The following is a 21,961-nucleotide window of genomic DNA, read 5'->3' on the forward strand; positions in this document are numbered from 1 at the left end:
GAAAAAACATGATTCGAAAAATAATAAAAGCTCTTTGGATTTTATTGGCGATTGGAGTAGTGGCTGTAGTCACTATATTTGTTTCCATTTCAAAAGGTTGGATAGGTTATATGCCGCCTGTTGAGGAATTGGAGAATCCAAGCTATAAATTTGCGACGGAGATTTTCTCGGAAGATGATAAGGTACTTGGTACTTGGTCTTACAGCAAGGAAAATCGCGTATATACGGCCTATAAGGATTTGTCACCCAATATTATTAATGCATTGATTGCTACGGAAGATGTTCGTTTTGTAGAACATTCAGGTATTGACGCCAAGGCATTGTTTCGTGCGTTTGTGAAACGCGGTTTGATGTTCCAGAAAAATGCGGGTGGGGGTAGTACCTTGTCACAACAGCTTGCCAAGCAGTTGTTTACGGAAAATGTAGCGAGAAATACCCTTCAGCGTCTTTTTCAGAAGCCTATCGAATGGGTGATTGCCGTGAAACTTGAACGCTACTATACTAAAGAAGAAATTCTGAGCATGTATCTCAATAAGTTCGATTTCCTGAATAATGCTGTCGGTATCAAGACGGCGGCTCATACCTATTTTGGCTGCGAACCGAAGGAATTGAAACTGGAAGAAGCGGCTACTTTGGTCGGTATGTGCAAGAATCCGTCGCTTTATAATCCGGTACGTTTCAATGAACGTTCCCGCGGACGTCGTAATGTGGTGCTTGAGCAGATGCGCAAAGCGGGATATATCACAGAAGCGGAATGTGATTCTTTACAGGCTCTTCCGTTGAAGTTGACTTATAATCGTGTAGATCACAAAGAAGGTCTGGCGACTTATTTCCGCGAGTATCTCCGTGGTGTAATGACCGCACCGAAGCCGGTGAAGAGTGATTATCGCGGTTGGCAAATGCAGAAGTTCTACGAGGATTCTCTTTCCTGGGAGACGAATCCGCTATATGGCTGGTGTGCGAAAAACAAGAAAAAAGACGGAACGAATTATAATATCTATACGGATGGGTTGAAGATTTATACTACCATTAACTCACGTATGCAACAATATGCCGAGGATGCTGTGAAAGAGCATTTGGGCGATTATCTGCAACCGGTATTCTTCAAGGAAAAAGAGGGTAGTAAGAATGCTCCTTATGCACGGTCTTTGCCGGAAAAACGAGTGGAAGAATTGCTGACTAAGGCGATGAAGCAGACTGACCGTTATCGTCTGATGAAAGAAGCGGGAGCTTCGGAGCGGGAGATTCGGAAAGCATTCGACAAGCCGGAAGAGATGACTGTCTTTTCTTGGAAAGGGGATAAGGATACGATTATGAGCCCGATGGACTCCATCCGTTATTACAAGTCTTTCCTGCGTACGGGATTCATGTCGATGGATCCGATGAACGGACACGTGAAGGCTTATGTAGGCGGGCCGAATTATGTGTATTTCCAGTATGACATGGCTATGGTAGGACGTCGTCAGGTAGGATCTACTATCAAACCCTATCTGTATACGCTGGCTATGGAGAATAATTTCTCTCCTTGCGACCAGGTGCGTCATGTAGAACAGACATTGATCGACGAGAACGGAACTCCGTGGTCACCACGTAATGCCAACAACAAGCGTTATGGTGAAATGGTGACTTTAAAATGGGGACTGGCCAACTCGGACAACTGGATTTCCGCTTATTTGATGGGTAAACTGAATCCGTATAATCTGGTGAGACTTATTCATAGTTTCGGTGTACGCAATAAGGCTATAGACCCAGTCGTTTCACTTTGTCTCGGCCCTTGCGAAATCTCTGTCGGTGAAATGGTGAGCGCCTATACAGCTTTCGCTAATAAGGGTATTCGTGTAGCCCCGTTGTTTGTTACCCGTATTGAAGATAGTGACGGTAATGTGATTTCTACATTTGCACCGCAGATGGAAGAGGTTATCAGCGTTTCGAGTGCTTACAAGATGCTTGTCATGCTCCGTGCCGTTATTAATGAAGGAACGGGTGGACGTGTCCGCCGTTATGGTATCACTGCCGATATGGGTGGAAAGACGGGAACTACCAATGACAACTCCGATGCCTGGTTTATGGGATTCACTCCCTCACTGGTATCCGGTTGCTGGGTAGGAGGCGATGAACGTGATATTCACTTCGGCAGAATGACTTATGGACAGGGAGTTGCTGCTGCACTGCCTATCTGGGCACTCTATATGAAGAAGGTATATGATGACCCAACTTTGGGATATGACCAGCAAGAAACGTTCAAACTTCCTCAGGGATTTGACCCTTGTGCCGGTTCGGAAACTCCGAATGGCGAAGTGGAAGAAATGGGGTTGGACGACTTGTTTAACTAAGCTTCTTCTCCCGCCATGCATAAGTGTATCATCTGCATTGGAAGTAACTACAACCGGAAGGAAAATCTGTTTTTTGCACGGCAAAAGCTGGCGGATTTGTTTCCTTCCATCCGTTTCACGTCCGAACAGGAAACGCAGCCTTTGTTTTTTCGGAGTCCGGCGTTATTTTCCAATCAGGTAGCACAGTTCTTTTCCGAAGCCGGGGAAGAGAGGGTAAGGAAGGAGTTGAAAGCCATCGAGAAATCTGCCGGCCGTCGTCCGGAAGATAAGAAAGAGGAAAAAGTTTGCCTGGATATTGATTTACTCGCTTTTGACGACAGGGTATTGAAACCCGAGGACTTGAAAAGGGAGTATATCGTGAAGGGATTGGAAGAATTAAAATAGATTCAGATATGAAATTTCTGGGAATAATACCTGCCCGTTACGCATCCACGCGTTTCCCCGCGAAACCGTTGGCTATCCTGGGCGGAAAAACAGTGATACAACGTGTATATGAACAAGTAGCGGGTGTATTGGACGATGCTTATGTAGCTACTGACGACGAACGGATCGAAGCGGCTGTAAAAGCCTTCGGTGGTAAGGTAGTAATGACTTCTGTTCATCATAAAAGCGGTACGGACCGTTGTTACGAAGCCTGTACCAAGATAGGTGGTGATTTCGATGTCGTTGTTAATATACAGGGGGATGAACCTTTTATCCAGCCTTCGCAGCTGAATGCTGTAAAGGCTTGTTTTGAAGACCCGACTACACAAATTGCCACATTGGTGAAGCCTTTCACTGCCGATGAACCGTTTGCCGTACTCGAAAACGTGAATTCACCAAAAGTGGTAATCAATACAAACTGGAATGCACTTTACTTCAGTCGTTCTATTATACCTTATCAACGTAATGTTGAAAAGCAGGACTGGCTAAAAGGACATACCTATTATAAACATATCGGCCTGTATGCCTATCGTACGGAAGTGCTGAAAGAGATTACGGCTCTCCCGCAGTCTTCTCTTGAAATAACCGAGTCGTTGGAACAGCTTCGCTGGCTGGAAAACGGGTATAAGATAAAGGTAGGTATCAGTGATGTGGAAACGATTGGTATTGACACTCCCCAGGACTTGGAACGTGCAGAGGAATTTTTGAAAAACAGAGGATAAATTTTATGGATCGCACGATACAACCTGAAATACAAACCCTGAAAAACTTCCGGATACTTGCTCCCGTCCGGTCTACTTTGCCGAATGGTATTCCGTTGACCGTTATTAATGCCGGTGAGCAGGATGTGGTACGTATGGATATACTTTTTGCCGGAGGTCGCTGGCAGCAGTCGCAGAAATTGCAAGCGTTGTTCACCAACCGGATGCTGCGTGAGGGCACTACGAAATATACGGCGGCAACAATTGCCGAAAAACTGGATTATTATGGTTCGTGGCTCGAATTGTCGAGTGCCTCGGAATATGCTTATATCACAGTCTATTCTCTGAATAAGTATTTGGCGAAAACACTGGAGATAGTAGAGTCCATGATTAAGGAACCGCTTTTCCCGGAAAAAGAACTGCGGACTATCCTGGATACGAATATCCAGCAATATTTGGTCAATACTTCCAAAGTTGACTTCCTGGCACATCGCAGTCTGCTGAAATCCCTCTACGGAGAACAGCATCCATGCGGAAAGATAGTAATGGAAGAAGATTACCATACTATCACTCCGGATGTACTTCGTAATTTCTACGAACAGCATTATCATTCGGGCAACTGTTCAATTTTCCTTTCCGGGAAGGTGACAGAAGATACTATTCGCCGGGTGACGGATACTTTTGGTGTTCCGTTCGGACAACATCAATTACAGATGCCGAAATTAAGCTTTCCTTTTGCCGCTGTTCCTGAAAAGAGAATTTTTACAGAGTGTGAGGATGCGATGCAGAGTGCAGTGAAAATGGGATGTACCACTATTACCCGTGAACATCCGGATTATCCGAAGTTGCGGGTACTGATGACTTTGTTCGGTGGTTATTTCGGTAGCCGCCTGATGTCTAATATCCGCGAAGAAAAAGGATATACCTATGGAATTTCGGCAGGGATCATGTTTTATCCTGATAGCGGGATGCTGCTTGTTTCCACGGAGACGGACAATGAATATGTGGAACCGCTGATACAGGAAGTGTATCACGAAATAGATCGTCTGCATCAGGAACCTGTGTCTATGGAAGAACTGACAATGGTGCGAAACTATATGCTGGGCGAAATGTGCCGGAGCTATGAGTCGCCTTTCTCGCTCTCGGACGCATGGATATTTATAGCTACTTCCGGTCTGACTGACGACTATTTTTCTCATTCCCTGCACGCTGTGAATGAGATTACACCTGCGGAGATACAGGATTTGGCACAGCGCTATTTATGCAAAGAGACATTAAAAGAGGTCATTGCAGGTAAAAAGTTGTCATAATTTGCTTTCCGGTAGGGGAATGTATGGGAGAGAAATTGTATCTTTGTCCAAATTGTAAATCTAAAAAAGAGTAACTACTAAAATAAATGAGGAAATATCTATATACTACACTTTTATTGGCTCTCCTTGCACAAGCGGGAGCGATGGCACAAGAAAATGAAGGAAAAAAAGGCGGATTTTTCGGGAAAATCAAAGATACATTCTCTACTGAAATAAAGATTGGCAACTATACTTTCAAGGATGGTAGCGTCTATACTGGTGAAATGAAAGGACGTAAACCGAATGGGAAAGGAAAAACAGTCTTTAAGAACGGTGATGTCTACGAAGGGGAATACGTGAAGGGAAAACGTGAAGGCTACGGTATTTATATGTTTCCCGACGGTGAAAAGTATGAAGGGCAATGGTTCCAAGACCAGCAGCACGGAAAAGGTATCTATTATTTTATGAATAATAACCGTTATGACGGTATGTGGTTTCAGGATTACCAGCATGGTGAAGGAACGATGTATTATCACAACGGTGACTTGTATGTAGGCAACTGGGTTAATGATAAACGCGAAGGCAAAGGTACTTATACCTGGGCGAACGGCGCAAAATATAGTGGTCACTGGAAGAACGACAAGAAGAACGGCAAAGGTACCATGAATTGGGATGATGGCTGTAAGTATGAGGGTGACTGGAAAGACGATGTCCGTCATGGTAAAGGGGTCTTTGAATATACCAATGGTGATAAATACGATGGTGACTGGGCGGATGATATTCAGCATGGGAAAGGTACGTACTTCTTCCACACGGGTGACCGTTATGAAGGCTCCTATCTTTTAGGCGAACGTACCGGTGCGGGTGTTTACTATCACGCGAACGGTGATAAATATGTAGGAAACTTCAAGGATGGTATGCAAGACGGCAAAGGTACTTTCACGTGGTCGAACGGTGCAGTGTACGAAGGTGACTGGAAAAATAATAAACGTGACGGAAAGGGTATCTACAAATGGAGCAATGGTGACGTTTACGATGGTGACTGGAAAGATAATCGCCCGAACGGGCAAGGTACTTTAAAGACTGTCGCAGGTATGCAATATAAAGGTGGTTTCGCTGACGGACTGGAAGAAGGACAAGGTGTACAAGTCGACAAGGATGGCAACCGCTTCGATGGATTCTTCAAACAGGGAAAAAAGGATGGCCCGTTTGTAGAAACGGATAAGGACGGAAAGGTTATCAAGAAAGGAACCTATAAATTAGGAAGACTTCAATAAAAAATAGAAATGCCAAAAAGAAAACGGTGAACAAATTGCGTAGTGCAATATTTGTTCACCGTTTTCTTTTTAGCGATATTGATTCGCTTAGATTATGTATTGTGAACTGATAGACTCGTTATTCATAACGCGTTTGATAGTTTCAGCAAACATATCGGCGATACTCAACTGTTTTACTTTTGCGCATTTCTTGGTGTAAGGGATGCTATCGGTAAATACCATTTCAGTAAGACCGGACTCCTGTACACGGAAGGACGCCGGATCAGACATCACACAGTGGCTGGCAATAGCGCGTACGGATGCTGCACCGGCTTCCATCATGATATTGGCAGCTTTAGTGATTGTACCTGCTGTGTCTACGATGTCGTCAACCAGTACGACGTTCTTATTGCTCACGTCACCGATGATTTGCATGGAAGCAACTTCATTTGCCTTTTCACGTGATTTGTTACAGAGTACCAATGGCACACCGAGATATTTGGAGAAAGTGCTGGCGCGTTTTGAACCGCCTACGTCCGGTGTAGCAATCACCAGATTTTCCAGGTTTAATGACTGGATGTAGGGGAGGAATACGGCTGATGCATACAAGTGATCTACGGGAATGTTGAAGAAACCCTGGATCTGGTCTGCATGCAAGTCCATGGTAATCAGTCGGTCGATACCTGCCACAGAAAGCAGGTCGGCTACCAGCTTAGCTCCGATAGATACACGAGGTTTGTCTTTTCTGTCCTGACGGGCCCATCCGAAATAGGGGATTACAGCTACAACGCTCTTTGCAGATGCACGTTTTGCAGCGTCGATCATCAGGAGAAGTTCCATTAAGTTGTCTGAGTTTGGGAAAGTGGATTGAACCAGGAATACATGTGCGCCACGGATTGACTCCTCATATGAAACCGCAAATTCACCATCGGCAAAATGCGTAATGTTCATATTTCCCAGAGGACAATTCAGGCTTGCGCAGATTTTTTCTGCAAGATATCTCGAGTTCGTTCCCGAGAATACCATAAAGGGTGCTTTTTCGCTCATTTTGTAATAGATGTTTTACCTATTTGTTAATTTGCCTGCAAAGGTAGGAATTTCTCTTATTATTTAGAAGGACTTATTGTATAAAAAATATTTTTCTCTCCAACTTATCGGAAATATTTGTAGATTTGCAATAAATAATGGGGAATATCCATTATCCGTCGTTAATTATCCGATAATAAAATGAGTTCACGCTTTCCTCTATATATAATAGGTGTAGTGTTATTCGCCTCTTTTTTCTCGTGTACTGATATGGTGCCGACCAAAGAGGTGCGTCTGATTGATTCACTGAACGGGAAAGCGTATGCTTTTCGTTACCGGAATCTCGATTCTTCTTATAGATATGCCGAGCAGGCTTATCGTAAGGTAAACTTATATAAATCGGGGAAAGCCGAGGCATCCAACAACCTGGGATTCTGGGCTTACATGAACATGGATTTTGACCGTGCCGAAGCCTTGCACAAAGAGGTGTACAAACTGACCAAGAACGAACTCGAACTACTGATTGCCGACATCGGACTGATGAAAATCTGTCAGCGGACGGCCATGAACAAGGAGTTTTATGATTACCGGAACAGTGCACTGAAACGCATGAAGCGTATTCGTGAAGAAAGCGACTTGTTTGCCGACCGCCACGAGAAGCTCCGGCTGGATTATGCTTTCACGGAGTTTTTCATCGTTTCTTCTATTTACTACTATTATCTCCAGCAACGTCAGGAAGCGATTGCCTCGCTCAATCAGATACCGGAAGATGAAGCATTGGCGGATACGAACCAATTGCTTTATTATCATTATCTCAAAGGTTCTGCTTCTTTGGTGGAAGCCGGTAAACCGGAAGACAGGAAGCTCCGCGAGTTCGACCACCTTTATTACACTTGGCGGACGGCAGTTCAGAGCAATCATCCCTATTTTGAAGGAAATGGCCTGCAAGGGCTTGCCAACCTGATGATTGCCCCCAATGACTTCGATTTATTTCAGGCAAGACGAGGACATGCGTTAGACCAGTTCGGCTTTTCGGTAGATTCGCTTTTACCTTTGCGTCTGGCACAGCTTGCACTCGAAAAGTTCCGTGAATATAATGATTTATATCAGATTGCCGGGGCGTATGTCTCTATCGGCAAATACCTGAATACGCACGGGCGATATTCGGAAGCGTTGGATACGCTTACGAAAGCATTGGACTGTGTGAATCGCCATCATATGCTCTATTATCACCATGAGGCGGATACACTGGATAAGCTATATACGTTTGCCGAAGGAGATACGACCTATACGGGAGTGCCGTGGATTACGCAGGAGAATGTAAAGACTGTACCCGAATGGATTTCGAGAATCCGGGAACAATTGAGCGTATCGTATGCGGGATTGGGAATGAAATATGCCTCTGATTACAACCGGAATATTTATCTGGATATTTTGAACTTTACCCGTCAGGACAAGGAACTGGAGAGCCGTTATGTTTCATTGGAAGCCGGTTCGAGGCAGATGACACTTGTGCTTTCTTTGGTGATTGTCGGATTGGTGCTGGTAGTGATTCTTTGGTGGTTCTTCAACAGGCGTTCCAAGATAAGGAATCAGATTGATGTGGAACGTCTGCAACAGATTTTGGGGCTTTGCCGGGATATTACTTCTTCCATTCCAATGAATGTTCTGTTGATTCAGGAAGGAATAGACAATCTGTTTGGTAAGGATAGGATGAGACTGGATATTCCCGAAGAGGGGAAAGCGGCGCTTGTCCCCGCACATCGGATGAACCGTGATGAAAAGGCTTTGGTGCATGTGCTTGAACCTTATATTATCTGGGCGGCGGACAATGAACAGATGGTGGAAGCATTGAGCGACGAACGGATGCAGTTGGAAAAACAACGGTATATCTATGAGCAGCATATTGCGGGAAATAAGCGTCAGAATCTGATAAAAAAGGCTTGTATGGCTATTGTGAATGGTATTAATCCTTATATCGACCGTATTTTGAATGAGGTGCACAAGCTTACGGAGAAGGGATATATTGATGATGAAAAGATAAAGAAGGAGAAGTATCAATACATTGATGAACTGGTAACTACTATTAATGAGTATAACGATATTCTGGCTCTGTGGATCAAGATGAAGCAGGGATCGTTGAGCCTGAATATCGAAACGTTCAGTCTTGACGAATTGTTTGAACTGTTGGGAAAAGGACGGCGTGCCTTTGAGATGAAAAAACAGACGTTGGAGATTGAACCGACTACTGTTATGGTGAAGGCAGACCGGGCGCTGACTCTGTTTATGATAAATACGTTGGCGGAGAATGCCCGTAAATATACTCTGGAAGGAGGAACTGTCAAGGTCTACGCACGTACTACGGATACGTATGTGGAGATTTCTGTGGAAGATGACGGACGTGGTATTTCGGAGGAAGATGTGGCGCGTATTATTGGTGAGAAAGTATATGATTCGCGGGTGATCGGAATTAAGAATGCGGAGAATCCTGATGAATTGAAAGAAAATAAAGGCAGTGGTTTCGGACTGATGAACTGTAAGGGAATCATTGAGAAATATAAGAAAACGAATGAACTCTTCCGGGTATGTACCTTCGATGTGGAGAGTGAATTGGGAAAGGGAAGCCGTTTTTATTTCCGTTTGCCTTTGGGAGTGCGTAAGGTAATTGGCGTATTGCTTTGTCTGTTGCTTCCTATGGGAATGGTGTCTTGCCTGCATGACCCGATTCCGCCTATGTCGCAGGAGAGAGATTCGATAGTGGTAGTTACTGATTCTGCTTATGAGGACTTGCTGGATGCTGCGTCGGACTATGCCAATGCTGCATATTTTGCCAATGTGGATGAAAATTACGAGCTTGCCTTGCAGTATGTGGACTCTGCCATGTCGTTGCTGAACGAGCATTATGAAAAGTATGCGCGTCCGGAAGGTCCGCATCGTTATATGAAACTTGTAGGTACGGGAATACCTGCTGAAGTCAGTTGGTGGAATGAATTATTTGATTCGGATTATCATGTGATTCTGGATATAAGAAATGAAGCGGCGGTCGCTTTCCTGGCTTTGAAGCAACTGGATGGGTACAGTTATAATAATTCGGCTTTTACGGATTTGTATAAGTTGCAGGGGGAAGACCAGACATTGGAAGCATATTGCAGGCAGTTGGAGCGTTCGAATACTAATAAGACGGTGGGGATTATCCTATGCTTTGTCTTGTTGGTTGTTTCTTTGATTGGTTATTATTTTCTGTATATGCGGAAGCTGTTACAGAATCGGCTGAACCTCGAACAGGTGCTTGAAATAAATCAGAAAGTATTTGCGGCATCTATAGTTAGACTGCAGGAGCAGGAGGATGCGGAAGCACTTCAACGCGAGGAGAGTACGCTCAAAGAAATCCCGCAGCGTATTGTGAATGAAGCATTCGGCTCGGTGAATGAATTATTGACGATTGACCGGATGGGCATCGCAGTGTATAATGAAACGACGCATCGGCTGGAGTATGCTTCGCGTCCCGGACAGGAGATGCCGGAAATGGTGCAGCAGTGTTTTGACTCCGGCGAGTATCTTGCAGAACAACATCTGCTGGCTATTCCGTTGAAAGTGGAAGCGGGGGGAGAACATCAATGTGTCGGTGTGTTATATCTTGAGTGTAGGGAAGGTTCGGAGCAGGAAACGGATCGTTTGCTCTTTGAATTAGTGGCTCGGTATGTGGCTATTGTGGTATTTAATGCGGTAGTGAAACTGGCTACGAAATACCGGGATATTGAGTCGGCGCATGAAGAAACGCGTCGGGCTTCCTGGGAGGACAGTATGTTGCATGTACAGAATATGGTGCTTGACAACTGTCTGTCTACAATTAAACATGAAACGATTTATTATCCGAATAAAATCAAGCAGATTGTAGGACGGCTGAATACGCTGAGCCTTTCGGAAAAGGAAGAGCGCGAAGCGGTGGAGACTATGACGGAATTGATTGAATATTATAAGGGTATCTTTACTATCTTGAGTTCGTGTGCTTCCCGTCAGTTGGAAGAGGTTACTTTCCGGCGGACGGTGATTCCGGTGCAGGAGCTTTTTGATGCTGCCGGAAAATATTTCAAGAAGATGATGAAGAACCGGACGGAGAGGATAGAACTGGAGATGGAACCGATGGAAGCGAAGGTGATAGGAGACGTGAACCAGTTGCGTTTTCTATTGGAAAATCTGATTGACGAAGCGTTGACGGTTCGTGAAGATGGCGTGTTGCGTTTGCAGGTTCGTAAGGATGATGGATATATTCGTTTCCTCTTTACGGATACGAGACGTGAAAAGAGTGTGGAGGAACTGAACCAGTTGTTCTACCCGAATTTGGCACGTATGACTTCCGGTGAAAAAGGGGAGTTGCGGGGTACGGAATATTTGGTGTGCAAGCAGATTATCCGTGACCATGACGAATTTGCGGGACGCAGGGGATGCCGTATTAATGCCGAACCTGCTGCGGATGGAGGATTTACGGTTTATTTCACGGTTCCGCGCAGATAAAAAAGAAAACACATAAAAGTTATTAGATAAGGAAATGGAAGAACAGAAGTTTAAAGTTATTATCGTAGAGGATGTAAAACTGGAGTTAAAAGGTACGGAGGAGATATTCCGTCACGAAATACCGAATGCGGAAGTGATCGGTACTGCCATGACCGAAAGTGAATTTTGGCCGTTGATGGAAGCGCAACTCCCTGATTTGGTATTACTGGATTTGGGATTGGGTGGGTCTACTACTATCGGAGTGGATATTTGCCGGAATATATTCAAACGCTATAAAGATGTCCACGTACTGATTTTCACAGGTGAGATTCTGAATGAAAAGCTGTGGGTGGATGTACTGAATGCCGGAGCTGACGGAATTATCCTAAAGACGGGAGAATTGCTGACTAAGACGGATGTACAGGCTGTTATGGATGGTAAGAAGCTGGTATTTAACTATCCGATTCTGGAAAAGATTGTAGAGCGCTTCAAGAGGTCTGTTGCCAATGATGCGAAACGTCAGGAAGCGGTAATCAGTTATGATATTGATGAATATGACGAGCGTTTTCTCCGCCATCTGGCTTTGGGGTATACGAAGGAGATGATTGCGAACCTGAAAGGTATGCCTTTCGGCGTGAAATCATTGGAGAAACGACAGAATGATCTTATCGGACGCCTTTTCCCGAATGGAGAGCGGGTGGGAGTGAATGCTACCCGGTTGGCTGTCCGTGCATTGGAATTACGTATTATTGATTTGGATAATTTGGAGCCTGACGAAGAATAACTAAAAAAAAGCTGACGAAGAATAAACTTTAAAAGCGATGAAGACAAAATGGCGTATGCCCCATCCTGCTACAATGTTCATGCTGCTAACAATGGCAGTGGTCTTTCTTTCATGGATATGTGATATTTATGGACTGAAAGTGACATTGCCACAGACTGGCGAGGATATTCGCGTGCAAAGCCTGTTGAGTCCGGAAGGAATCCGCTGGTGGTTGAGGAACGCTATCAAGAACTTTACAGGGTTTGCTCCGTTGGGTATGGTGATTATTGCCATGTTCGGACTGGGGGTCGCCCAACATTCAGGCTTTATTGATGCGTGCATCCGTATGGGGGTGGGGAACCGGAAGGAGAAGAGGAAAATTATTTTGTGGGTAATTATTCTCGGATTGCTGTCGAATGCTATTGGTGACGGTGGATATATTATCTTGTTGCCTATTGCCGCCATGCTGTTTCAATGGGTGGGACTTCATCCGATTGCGGGGATTGTGACGGCTTATGTCTCCGTTGCCTGCGGATATAGTGCCAATATTGTGTTGAGTACAATGGATCCGTTGCTGGCTCATACCACGCAGGAAGCTGCATTGGCTCAAACAGGCTATCAGGGGAATACGGAACCTCTTTGCAATTACTTCTTTATGAGTGTTTCTACGGTAGTTATTACTGCCATTGTTTATTGGGTGACTCAAAAATGGCTTCTTCCCAGATTGGGTAAATACGAAGGAAGTGTAAAGGTGGAAGCCTATCGTCCCCTGTCCCGCAAAGAGAGACGGGCGATTATGATTTCCATTATGGTGGCGGCTGTCTATGTAGTTCTTGTTTTATGGCTTACTTTTTCCTCTTATGGAATTTTGCGCGGTGTGAATGGTGGCTTGATGCATTCACCGTTCATTGCCGGTATTTTGTTTCTTCTTTCTTTGGGAGCAGGTATCACGGGCATGGCGTATGGTTTCAGTTCCGGTCGCTATCGCACGGATAATGATGTGATTGAAGGACTGACGCAGCCAATGAAACTTCTTGGCGTTTATTTCGTGATTGCTTTCTTTGCTGCTCAAATGTTTGCCTGTTTCGAATATTCGCATTTGGACAAATGTCTTGCCATTATGGGTGCTGAACTGGTTTCTTCTTTCGAGCCGGCTCCATTGGCGGCTTTGGTCTTATTTATCCTGTTTACGGCATTTATCAATCTGATTATGGTATCTGCCACTTCCAAATGGGCTTTCATGTCTTTCATCTTTATCCCGATGTTTGCGCAGATGGGTATTTCTCCCGACGTGGCACAATGTGCTTTCCGTATCGGAGACAGTTCGACAAATGCCATTACGCCTTTCTTATTTTATATGCCTTTGGTGCTGACTTATATGCGTCAGTATGATAAGCAGATCACTTATGGTACATTACTTAAATATACCTGGAGATATTCATTGGCTATCTTATTTGCCTGGACATTGCTGTTTATCGTTTGGTATTTGCTGAAAATACCGGTAGGCTTGTAATGATAGATGGATAGCAGGACTTCTGTTTCATCAATCGGAGTTTTGTTTTTCTGAATTAATTATTATCTCTATCCGTTGCCATTGAAGCAATTGGCTCTGAATACGAGTTTGGAACAAAATCCGGTATGGACTAAGTAATTTTGAGTTAATAATATATACAAGACCTGTAATATTTTAGTATATTGCAGGTCTTTAAAATTTAACGTGTAAAATGAAGAATAGATTCTCTGTAAAATACACTCTTCTTTGCGGAACGGCTTGTTGTTTCTCTTCTATGATGCGGGCACAACAGGATGTATCCCGAATGAATGTTCTTTTCATAATGGCGGACGATATGCGCCCCGAGTTAGGCTGTTATGGAGTAAAGGAAGTGAAGACACCTAATATGGATCGTTTGGCTGCAAGCGGTGTCCTGTTTCAGAATGCTTATTGCAATATACCGGTGAGCGGAGCGTCCCGTGCCAGTTTATTGACAGGTGTATATCCCCGGTATCCGAACCGTTTTATCAGTTTTTCTGCTTATGCCAGCAAAGATTGTCCCGGGGCAATACCTATTTCAGGATGGTTTACACAGAATGGCTATCATACAGTTTCGGATGGAAAAGTGTTTCATCATATGAGTGACCATGCTGATTCATGGAGTGAACCGCCCTATAGGAATCATCCGGATGGATATGATGTCTACTGGGCAGAATATAACAAATGGGAACTTTGGATGAATTCGGAATCGGGGAAGACGATTAATCCGAAAACAATGCGGGGACCTTTCTGTGAGTCTGCCGATGTGCCTGATACTGCTTATGATGATGGTAAACTGGCGAACCGGGCTATTAGTGATTTAAAGAGAATGAAAGAGATAGGTAAACCTTTCTTCCTGGCTTGCGGCTTTTGGAAACCCCATTTACCGTTTAATGCTCCGAAGAAGTATTGGGATTTATACAAACGTGACGAAATTCCCATGGCTACCAATCGTTTCAGACCTGAAGGATTGCCGGAACAAGTTCGTAATTCGTCAGAGATTTACGCTTATGCACGGGTTACGGATACGAGTGATATTGATTTTCAGAGGGAAGTAAAGCATGGATATTATGCTTGTTTGAGCTATGTGGATGCGCAAATAGGAAAGGTATTGGATGCGTTGGACGAATTGGGGTTATCGGAGAATACGATTGTTGTTCTGTTGGGAGATCATGGGTGGAATTTGGGCGAACATGATTTTATAGGAAAGCATAATCTGATGGATACTTCTACTCATGTACCGTTAATTATCCGTGTACCGGGAATGAAAAAGGGAGAAACCAAATCTATGGTGGAGTTTGTTGATTTATATCCTACTTTATGCGAACTTTGTAAACTTCCTGTGCCTGATGAGCAATTGAGCGGACAAAGCTTTGCCGGAGTTTTCAAGAATTTGAAGGCTAAGACTAAAGAGGAAGTTTATATTCAATGGGAGGGGGGAGATAATGCTGTTGACCGGCGTTATAGCTATGCTGAATGGATGAAAGGTGACGTGAAGAAAGCGAGCATGCTGTTTGACCACCGGATTGATAAAAAGGAAAATAAGAATCGGGTAAATGAGAAAAAATATAAAGAAAAAGTTGAATCATTATCTTCTTTTATCAAAGTAAAGAAAACATCATTAAAGAAATAGTATGAGAACATGTTTTTTACATTCCAGCCGTTTGTTGGCGGTTGTTTTATTTGTGATTTATAGTCTGTCTACATTTGCGCAGCGACAGGACATTTTATTAAATCAAAGTGGTCTCTAGCAATAAGAAACAGCCTTTGAGTGATAGTTTCCGTTGTAGGTTATAATAATTTGTAAGTACAAAAAAGAGGTTGACTATTTAAAATAATCAACCTCTTTAAGTGATTCCGAAGCGATTCGAACGCTTGACCCACGCCTTAGAAGGGCGTTGCTCTATCCAGCTGAGCTACGGAACCATCCATATTTACGGATGCAAAGGTAGTGCTTTTTATGAAAACTCAAAAACTTTCCGACACTTTTTTATTCATATTTTTCTTTATGGCTATGAATCAGTAATTTATATAAGTATAATATTTTGTCTATTTCTCTGTTGTAGTATGGATGAGTAGTGAATCATTCTTTTTACGAAGAATAACGAACGTTATATAGGTTTCAAAAAGCTCAAAAAACTTAAATAGGGTTGTGTTTTTGTATTATAAGGTTTACTTTTGGGCGATAAACAACTAAAAAACACATAAAGTTATGAAGAAATTTATTTTTTTATTTGCATTTTGTATCACAGTAACCAACATTTTTGCTCAAACCGACCCTAACCAAATTAAGAAAGAAGGAAATGATGCATTCAATGCAAAAAATTATCCTGTGGCATACGCCAAATTCAGTGAATATTTAAAGCAGACTAATAATCAAGATTCTGCGACAGCTTATTATTGTGGTATAGCTGCTGATGAAGTAAAGAAATATGCAGAAGCTGTTACTTTCTTTGATATTGCAATCCAAAAGAAATTCAACACAGGAAATGCGTATGCCCGTAAAGCTTTGGCTTTAGATGCTTTAAAGAAGACTGATGAATATGTAGCTACATTGGAAGAAGGCTTGAAAGTAGACCCGAATAATAAGACAATGGTAAAGAATTATGGTCTTCATTATTTGAAAGCAGGACTTGCAGCTCAGAAAGCCGGTAAAGCTGAGGAAGCAGAAGATTGTTTTAAGAAAGTAATTCCTTTGAATCACAAGACTTATAAGACAAATGCTCTGTATAGCTTGGGAGTTCTTTGCTATAATGACGGTGCTAATATTTTGAAGAAAGCCGCTCCTTTGGCAAATTCAGATGCTGACAAATATGCTGCAGAAAAAGAAAAAGCTGATGCAAGGTTCAAAGAAGCAGTAGATTATCTGGAAGAAGCTGCCAAAATATCACCGGAAAACGAGAACGTGAAAAAGATGCTTCCGCAGGTGAAAGCTGCCATGAAGTAATTTAGATTATTATAAAGAATATAAAGGGTTGCCTATAAATACATTTGGCAACCCTTTTTTATTGCTTTTTTTTCTAATCTATACTTTTTGTGTACTTTTGCCTTCCCTAAACACTGAAGGATTCTTATGCATTTACATACTAAGGAACAAGCTGTCAAACGGATGAATAATTGGGGCCTATTACGTTGCCCTTTTATCTTTATAATTAATTATCTACAAGATGCTTCTTATGTAGAAGAAATTTCGTCCATAGATCCCACTGAATTATTATATAATCTGAACGGATTTACTAATCAATCAACATCGGATAAAAGTAATGGGAATTCTTGTCTAAATAATAAGCAAGAACATATTCATTGGCAATCATTTCCTGAATCTTTTGATATTTATCGGCATTCGTTCAATATTGTTCAACGGAATATTTTCGCAGGAAATAGCTTTCTTACTAATCTGACTTGCCGAACTCCAATAGAAACCAATCTCACTCTGCAAGATATTTATTTCCGTTCAAAAGCTATCTACAAGTTATGGCTTAGAGATTCATTTACGGTATTTTCTCCTGAAATATTCGTTCGTATCCATCAAGGGAAAATCAGTTCATATCCGATGAAGGGGACTATTGATGCTTCAATTCCTGATGCATCCCGGTTATTGATGGATGACCCGAAAGAAGCCGCAGAACATGCCACCATTGTAGACTTGATACGTAATGATTTAAGTATGGTTGCCAATCAAGTATCGGTATCCCGTTACCGGTATATTGATACGCTGCATACTAATCAAGGTGCAATTCTTCAGACAAGTTCGGAAATTCAGGGTGTTTTGCCGGAGGATTATCAGGAACACTTGGGAGAAATCATTTTTAAACTGTTGCCGGCAGGTTCTATAACAGGTGCTCCAAAGAAAAAAACGATGCAGATCATTCAAGAAGCAGAAAACTATGACAGAGGATTTTATACAGGTATCATGGGATATTTTGACGGTGAAAATTTGGATAGTGCTGTTATGATACGTTTTGTAGAACAAGAAGGAGAGAAGATGTATTTTAAAAGTGGTGGTGGAATCACTTGTCAGAGTGATGTGGAAAGTGAGTATAATGAAATGAAACAAAAAGTATATGTGCCCATTTATTGAAACCATCCGGATAGAAGATGGAAAGATTTACAATCTTGACTATCATACAGAGCGGTTTAATCGAACTCGTGCTGCCTTTTGGAAAGACAGTACCCCACTCATTTTGCAGGAATTTATATCTCCGCAATCATTGCAGGGAATTCATAAATGCCGGATTGTATATGGCAGAGAAATAGAAGAAATTACATATTCACCATATCAGATGCGGGAAGTTTCTTCGTTACGTCTGGTTGTAGCCGATACTATTGATTATACTTATAAAAGTACGAACCGGGAAGAATTGAATATTTTGTATGCCCAAAGAAAAACAGCGGATGATGTCTTAATCGTGAGAAACGGCTATTTGACAGATACTTCCATAGCCAATGTAGCACTCTATGACGGAAAAATGTGGTATACACCCTCTCATCCGTTGCTCCGGGGAACAAAACGTGCCGAGCTTTTGGACAGGCAACTGATTGTGGAAAGAGACATTTCACAAGCATATTTAGGCGAGTACTCTAAAGTCATGTTATTCAATGCAATGATTGATTGGGGACGTATCATACTACCCATTGATGATAAACATTTTATTCTATAAACTATAATTAACTGAAATATACAGAGAACTGCTGAACAAAAGCCTCTTTTGTACTGTTATATTTATGTGTTTTTCATAGTATTAGATATAAGATTAATTAAAGAGATTGTACTCCACTTGTGAAAGCTAAAGTACGTCAGAGACAGAAGAGTCTGTTTTTTTGATAAATGTGTTAGAGCATCGGTTTACCAGGCCGATGCTTTTTTTATGTCCTTTTGCCTCCTTTTGTAGTTTATATGAAATAAAATTTGTACGTTTGTGGGATAATAATAGAAAATGATAAAGATGAACATACCCGTTATCTTTCAGTTTTTAAAAGATCTTTCCGCGAACAATAATCGTGAGTGGTTTAATGAGCATAAGGCGGAATATGAGATAGCCCGTGCCGAGTTTGACAATTTTTTGGCAACAGTGATTGCCCGTATTTCCCTGTTTGATGAAACAATTCGGGGAATTCAACCTAAAGACTGTACCTATCGCATTTACCGGGATACCCGTTTCTCTACGGATAAAACACCTTATAAGATACATTTCGGTGGTTATATCAATGCAAAGGGCAAGAAATCTGATCATTGTGGATACTATGTGCATCTGCAACCCGATGGCTCTATGCTTGCCGGTGGAAGCCTGTGCCTGCCTTCCAATATCCTGAAAGCCGTTCGGCAGTCTATTTATGATAATATCGAAGAGTTTGTCACTATCGTGGAAGACCCGGAATTTAAGCAATACTTTCCGGTGATAGGAGAGGACTTCCTGAAAACAGCTCCTAAAGGCTTCCCGAAAGATTTCAAGTACATTGATTATTTGAAATGCAAGGAATACGTTTGTTCCTATAATGTTCCCGATAACTTCTTTACCCAACCGGATGTGTTGGAACAGATAGATAAGGTATTCCGTCAATTCAAGCGGTTTGCCGATTTTATAAATTACACGATTGATGATTTTGAATAATACCTAAAATATAAACTTTAAAATTGAACTTATATGGTAGTAGATACTTTAGAAAATCTGGAGAAATATGCGTCTTTAAATCCTTTATTTGCACAGGCTATTGAGTTTCTGAAATCTCATGACCTTCAAGCCATGGAAATCGGTAAGACAGAATTGAAAGGAAAAGATCTGCTGGTGAATATCGCACAAACTAAGCCAAAGACCAGGGAAGAGGCCAAACTGGAAACACATAACGAATTTATAGATATTCAGATTCCATTGTCAGGAACAGAAATTATGGGTTATACTGCTGCTAAGGACTGTGTTCCTGCAAATGCTCCTTATAATGCAGAAAAGGACATTACTTTCTTTGAAGGATTAGCTGAAACATACGTTGCCGTGAAACCGGGAATGTTTGCTATCTTCTTTCCACAGGACGGACACGCTCCCGGCATTACTCCGGACGGTGTGAAGAAAGTAATCGTAAAAGTAAAAGCATAATCTAAATTCAATTCTGATATGGAAAAGACACTTAATCTTATCAAAAATGATCCTTGGCTGGAACCTTTTGCCGATGCTATCGCAGGTCGTCATCAGTTTGTGTTGGACAAGGAAGCCGAACTGACCAATAAGGGAAAACAAACTCTTTCAGACTTTGCGTCGGGGTATCTTTATTTCGGACTGCACCGCACTGATAAAGGATGGACCTTTCGTGAATGGGCACCGAACGCTACACACATATATATGGTAGGTACGTTTAACAACTGGGAAGAAAAAGCTGCCTACAAGTTGAAAAAACTAAAGAACGGGATTTGGGAGATCAACCTGCCGGCAGATGCCATTCATCATGGAGACTTGTATAAGCTGAATATATATTGGGATGGTGGTCAAGGTGAGCGTATCCCTGCCTGGGCTACACGCGTCGTTCAGGATGAACAGACCAAGATATTCAGTGCACAAGTATGGGCACCGGAAAAACCCTATAAATTCAAGAAGAAAACATTTAAGCCTACCACCAATCCTTTGCTGATCTACGAGTGTCATATCGGAATGGCACAGCAAGAGGAAAAGGTCGGAACTTATAACGAATTCCGCGAAAAAACACTTCCACGCATCGCTAAGGAAGGATACAACTGTATTCAGATTATGGCAATCCAGGAACATCCCTATTATGGAAGTTTCGGGTATCATGTATCCAGTTTCTTCGCCGCTTCTTCCCGTTTCGGAACTCCCGACGAATTGAAAGCATTGATTGATGCTGCCCATGAGATGGGAATTGCTGTGATTATGGACATCGTTCATTCACATGCCGTAAAGAACGAAGTGGAAGGATTAGGAAATTTTGCCGGTGATCCGAACCAGTACTTTTATCCGGGCGGTCGCCGCGAACATCCGGCTTGGGATTCTCTTTGCTTTGACTATGGCAAGAATGAAGTGATTCATTTCCTGCTGTCCAACTGCAAATATTGGTTGGAAGAATATAAGTTCGACGGATTCCGTTTTGATGGAGTAACGTCTATGCTATATTATAGTCATGGATTGGGTGAAGCTTTCTGTAATTATGGAGATTATTTCAACGGTCATCAGGATGATAATGCAATTGCTTACCTGACATTGGCTAATGAAGTGATTCATCAGGTCAATCCGAAAGCAATCACAATTGCAGAAGAAGTTTCCGGTATGCCGGGACTGGCTGCGAAGGTAGAAGACGGTGGTTATGGATTCGATTATCGTATGGCCATGAATATTCCTGATTACTGGATCAAGACAATCAAAGAAAAGATTGATGAAGACTGGAAACCTTCCAGTATGTTCTGGGAAGTAACCAATCGCCGTCAGGATGAAAAGACCATATCTTATGCTGAAAGTCACGACCAGGCATTGGTGGGAGATAAGACAATCATCTTCCGTCTGATTGACGCTGATATGTATTGGCATATGCAAAAAGGAGATGAAAATTATGTAGTCAATCGGGGTATTGCCCTGCATAAGATGATTCGTTTATTGACCTCTTCTACCATTAACGGTGGTTATCTGAATTTTATGGGAAATGAATTCGGTCATCCTGAATGGATTGACTTCCCACGTGAGGGTAACGGATGGTCTTGCAAATATGCCCGTCGCCAGTGGGACTTGGTAGACAATAAGAACCTGACTTATCACTATATGGGTGACTTTGACGCAGAAATGCTGAAAGTAATCAAGAGTGTAAAAGACTTCCAGGCAACGCCGGTTCAGGAAATCTGGCATAATGACGGCGACCAGGTATTGGCTTATGGACGTAAGGATTTGATATTTGTCTTTAATTTCAACCCGAAACAGTCATTCGCTGATTATGGATTCCTGGTAGCTCCGGGCGCTTATGAAGTAATATTGAATACGGATAATGTAGCATTCGGCGGAAACGGTTTGGCAGATGATTCTGTCGTTCATTTTACAATAGCCGATCCACTGTATAAGAAAGAAAAGAAAGAGTGGTTGAAGCTTTATATTCCTGCACGCACTGCGGTAGTGCTTAGAAAGAAAAAGTGATTTTTTGTTTTAACATAAAGAG

Annotated in this window: 16 protein-coding genes and 1 tRNA gene; 15 read left to right on the top strand and 2 right to left on the bottom strand. The window is 42.4% G+C overall.

Annotated elements, in window-relative coordinates; all coding sequences use genetic code 11:
* Nucleotides 1–8: 8 nt before the first annotated feature.
* The 5 genes from AB5443_RS22670 (at nt 9) to AB5443_RS22690 (ending at nt 6,023) form a co-directional block, all read left to right on the top strand.
* A complete protein-coding gene (locus AB5443_RS22670) occupies nt 9–2,333 on the top strand; it encodes a transglycosylase domain-containing protein (RefSeq protein ID WP_368114506.1) in 2,325 nt (774 codons plus the stop codon).
* 15 nt (nt 2,334–2,348) lie between these two features.
* Complete coding sequence (locus tag AB5443_RS22675; RefSeq protein ID WP_022138958.1) at nt 2,349–2,717, top strand: 2-amino-4-hydroxy-6-hydroxymethyldihydropteridine diphosphokinase; 369 nt, start codon at nt 2,349–2,351, stop codon at nt 2,715–2,717.
* Between the two features lie 8 nt (nt 2,718–2,725).
* Nucleotides 2,726–3,478: a 3-deoxy-manno-octulosonate cytidylyltransferase gene (gene kdsB / locus AB5443_RS22680; protein ID WP_277135089.1), complete on the top strand. Its 753-nt coding sequence runs from the start codon at nt 2,726–2,728 to the stop codon at nt 3,476–3,478.
* Nucleotides 3,479–3,483: 5 nt separating this feature from the next.
* Nucleotides 3,484–4,767 carry a pitrilysin family protein gene (locus AB5443_RS22685; RefSeq protein WP_277135087.1) on the top strand — a complete coding sequence of 428 codons (1,284 nt, stop codon included), beginning with the start codon at nt 3,484–3,486 and terminating at the stop codon, nt 4,765–4,767.
* Nucleotides 4,768–4,853: 86 nt separating this feature from the next.
* On the top strand, nt 4,854–6,023 hold the full coding sequence (locus AB5443_RS22690) for a hypothetical protein (protein ID WP_022138955.1): 1,170 nt from the start codon (nt 4,854–4,856) through the stop codon (nt 6,021–6,023).
* An 87-nt stretch (nt 6,024–6,110) separates the two neighbouring features.
* Here the strand turns inward: AB5443_RS22690 and AB5443_RS22695 are convergent, their stop codons facing one another.
* Nucleotides 6,111–7,049, bottom strand: a complete 939-nt coding sequence (locus tag AB5443_RS22695; RefSeq protein WP_073345532.1) for a ribose-phosphate pyrophosphokinase — start codon at nt 7,047–7,049, stop codon at nt 6,111–6,113.
* Between the two features lie 180 nt (nt 7,050–7,229).
* On the opposite strand from AB5443_RS22695, the gene AB5443_RS22700 reads away from it, so the two are divergent.
* The 4 genes from AB5443_RS22700 to AB5443_RS22715 all read left to right on the top strand — a co-directional run bounded on the left by AB5443_RS22700 (nt 7,230) and on the right by AB5443_RS22715 (nt 15,449).
* A complete protein-coding gene (locus tag AB5443_RS22700) occupies nt 7,230–11,543 on the top strand; it encodes a DUF5113 domain-containing protein (RefSeq protein WP_277135086.1) in 4,314 nt (1,437 codons plus the stop codon).
* Nucleotides 11,544–11,577: 34 nt separating this feature from the next.
* Nucleotides 11,578–12,306 (top strand): DUF5932 domain-containing protein, encoded by a 729-nt coding sequence (locus AB5443_RS22705; protein WP_022139325.1) that lies wholly within the window; start codon nt 11,578–11,580, stop codon nt 12,304–12,306.
* A 37-nt stretch (nt 12,307–12,343) separates the two neighbouring features.
* Complete coding sequence (locus AB5443_RS22710) at nt 12,344–13,798, top strand: AbgT family transporter (protein ID WP_277135085.1); 1,455 nt, start codon at nt 12,344–12,346, stop codon at nt 13,796–13,798.
* Between the two features lie 211 nt (nt 13,799–14,009).
* Nucleotides 14,010–15,449: a sulfatase gene (locus tag AB5443_RS22715; RefSeq protein ID WP_277135084.1), complete on the top strand. Its 1,440-nt coding sequence runs from the start codon at nt 14,010–14,012 to the stop codon at nt 15,447–15,449.
* Nucleotides 15,450–15,668: 219 nt separating this feature from the next.
* Here the strand turns inward: AB5443_RS22715 and AB5443_RS22720 are convergent.
* A tRNA-Arg gene (locus tag AB5443_RS22720) sits at nt 15,669–15,742 on the bottom strand.
* Nucleotides 15,743–16,028: 286 nt separating this feature from the next.
* Here AB5443_RS22720 and AB5443_RS22725 point away from each other — a divergent pair.
* From AB5443_RS22725 to AB5443_RS22750, 6 genes are all read left to right on the top strand, one after another.
* Nucleotides 16,029–16,763, top strand: a complete 735-nt coding sequence (locus AB5443_RS22725; protein ID WP_022139322.1) for a tetratricopeptide repeat protein — start codon at nt 16,029–16,031, stop codon at nt 16,761–16,763.
* 126 nt (nt 16,764–16,889) lie between these two features.
* Nucleotides 16,890–17,897 (top strand): aminodeoxychorismate synthase component I, encoded by a 1,008-nt coding sequence (locus tag AB5443_RS22730; protein WP_277135059.1) that lies wholly within the window; start codon nt 16,890–16,892, stop codon nt 17,895–17,897.
* On the top strand, nt 17,881–18,477 hold the full coding sequence (locus AB5443_RS22735) for an aminotransferase class IV family protein (protein WP_277135058.1): 597 nt from the start codon (nt 17,881–17,883) through the stop codon (nt 18,475–18,477). The genes AB5443_RS22730 and AB5443_RS22735 overlap by 17 nt, the downstream gene beginning before the upstream one ends.
* 276 nt (nt 18,478–18,753) lie before the next feature.
* Nucleotides 18,754–19,428 (top strand): DUF2461 domain-containing protein, encoded by a 675-nt coding sequence (locus AB5443_RS22740; RefSeq protein ID WP_083589200.1) that lies wholly within the window; start codon nt 18,754–18,756, stop codon nt 19,426–19,428.
* 33 nt (nt 19,429–19,461) lie between these two features.
* Nucleotides 19,462–19,908, top strand: a complete 447-nt coding sequence (locus tag AB5443_RS22745; protein WP_022138841.1) for a YhcH/YjgK/YiaL family protein — start codon at nt 19,462–19,464, stop codon at nt 19,906–19,908.
* Nucleotides 19,909–19,926: 18 nt separating this feature from the next.
* The gene (locus AB5443_RS22750; protein ID WP_073345520.1) at nt 19,927–21,939 is read left to right on the top strand and encodes an alpha amylase C-terminal domain-containing protein; all 2,013 of its coding nucleotides are present in this window, start codon (nt 19,927–19,929) and stop codon (nt 21,937–21,939) included.
* The last annotated feature ends 22 nt before the right edge of the window (nt 21,940–21,961 follow it).

Origin of the sequence: Bacteroides sp. RTP21281st1_H5_RTP21281_210402 (genome assembly GCF_040918965.1) — a bacterium.
GTDB classification, from domain to species: Bacteria; Bacteroidota; Bacteroidia; order Bacteroidales; family Bacteroidaceae; genus Bacteroides; species Bacteroides congonensis.

Excerpts from the sequence above, each read along its gene's own strand:
- AB5443_RS22695 (WP_073345532.1), bottom strand. The coding sequence starts at position 7,049 with ATGAGCGAAAAAGCACCCTTTATGGTATTCTCGGGAACGAACTCGAGA.
- AB5443_RS22745 (WP_022138841.1), top strand. The coding sequence starts at position 19,462 with ATGGTAGTAGATACTTTAGAAAATCTGGAGAAATATGCGTCTTTAAAT.
- AB5443_RS22735 (WP_277135058.1), top strand. The coding sequence starts at position 17,881 with ATGTGCCCATTTATTGAAACCATCCGGATAGAAGATGGAAAGATTTAC.
- AB5443_RS22700 (WP_277135086.1), top strand. The coding sequence starts at position 7,230 with ATGAGTTCACGCTTTCCTCTATATATAATAGGTGTAGTGTTATTCGCC.
- AB5443_RS22715 (WP_277135084.1), top strand. The coding sequence starts at position 14,010 with ATGAAGAATAGATTCTCTGTAAAATACACTCTTCTTTGCGGAACGGCT.
- AB5443_RS22740 (WP_083589200.1), top strand. The coding sequence starts at position 18,754 with ATGATAAAGATGAACATACCCGTTATCTTTCAGTTTTTAAAAGATCTT.
- AB5443_RS22730 (WP_277135059.1), top strand. The coding sequence starts at position 16,890 with ATGCATTTACATACTAAGGAACAAGCTGTCAAACGGATGAATAATTGG.
- AB5443_RS22690 (WP_022138955.1), top strand. The coding sequence starts at position 4,854 with ATGAGGAAATATCTATATACTACACTTTTATTGGCTCTCCTTGCACAA.
- kdsB (WP_277135089.1), top strand. The coding sequence starts at position 2,726 with ATGAAATTTCTGGGAATAATACCTGCCCGTTACGCATCCACGCGTTTC.
- AB5443_RS22750 (WP_073345520.1), top strand. The coding sequence starts at position 19,927 with ATGGAAAAGACACTTAATCTTATCAAAAATGATCCTTGGCTGGAACCT.
- AB5443_RS22710 (WP_277135085.1), top strand. The coding sequence starts at position 12,344 with ATGAAGACAAAATGGCGTATGCCCCATCCTGCTACAATGTTCATGCTG.
- AB5443_RS22685 (WP_277135087.1), top strand. The coding sequence starts at position 3,484 with ATGGATCGCACGATACAACCTGAAATACAAACCCTGAAAAACTTCCGG.
- AB5443_RS22705 (WP_022139325.1), top strand. The coding sequence starts at position 11,578 with ATGGAAGAACAGAAGTTTAAAGTTATTATCGTAGAGGATGTAAAACTG.
- AB5443_RS22675 (WP_022138958.1), top strand. The coding sequence starts at position 2,349 with ATGCATAAGTGTATCATCTGCATTGGAAGTAACTACAACCGGAAGGAA.
- AB5443_RS22725 (WP_022139322.1), top strand. The coding sequence starts at position 16,029 with ATGAAGAAATTTATTTTTTTATTTGCATTTTGTATCACAGTAACCAAC.
- AB5443_RS22670 (WP_368114506.1), top strand. The coding sequence starts at position 9 with ATGATTCGAAAAATAATAAAAGCTCTTTGGATTTTATTGGCGATTGGA.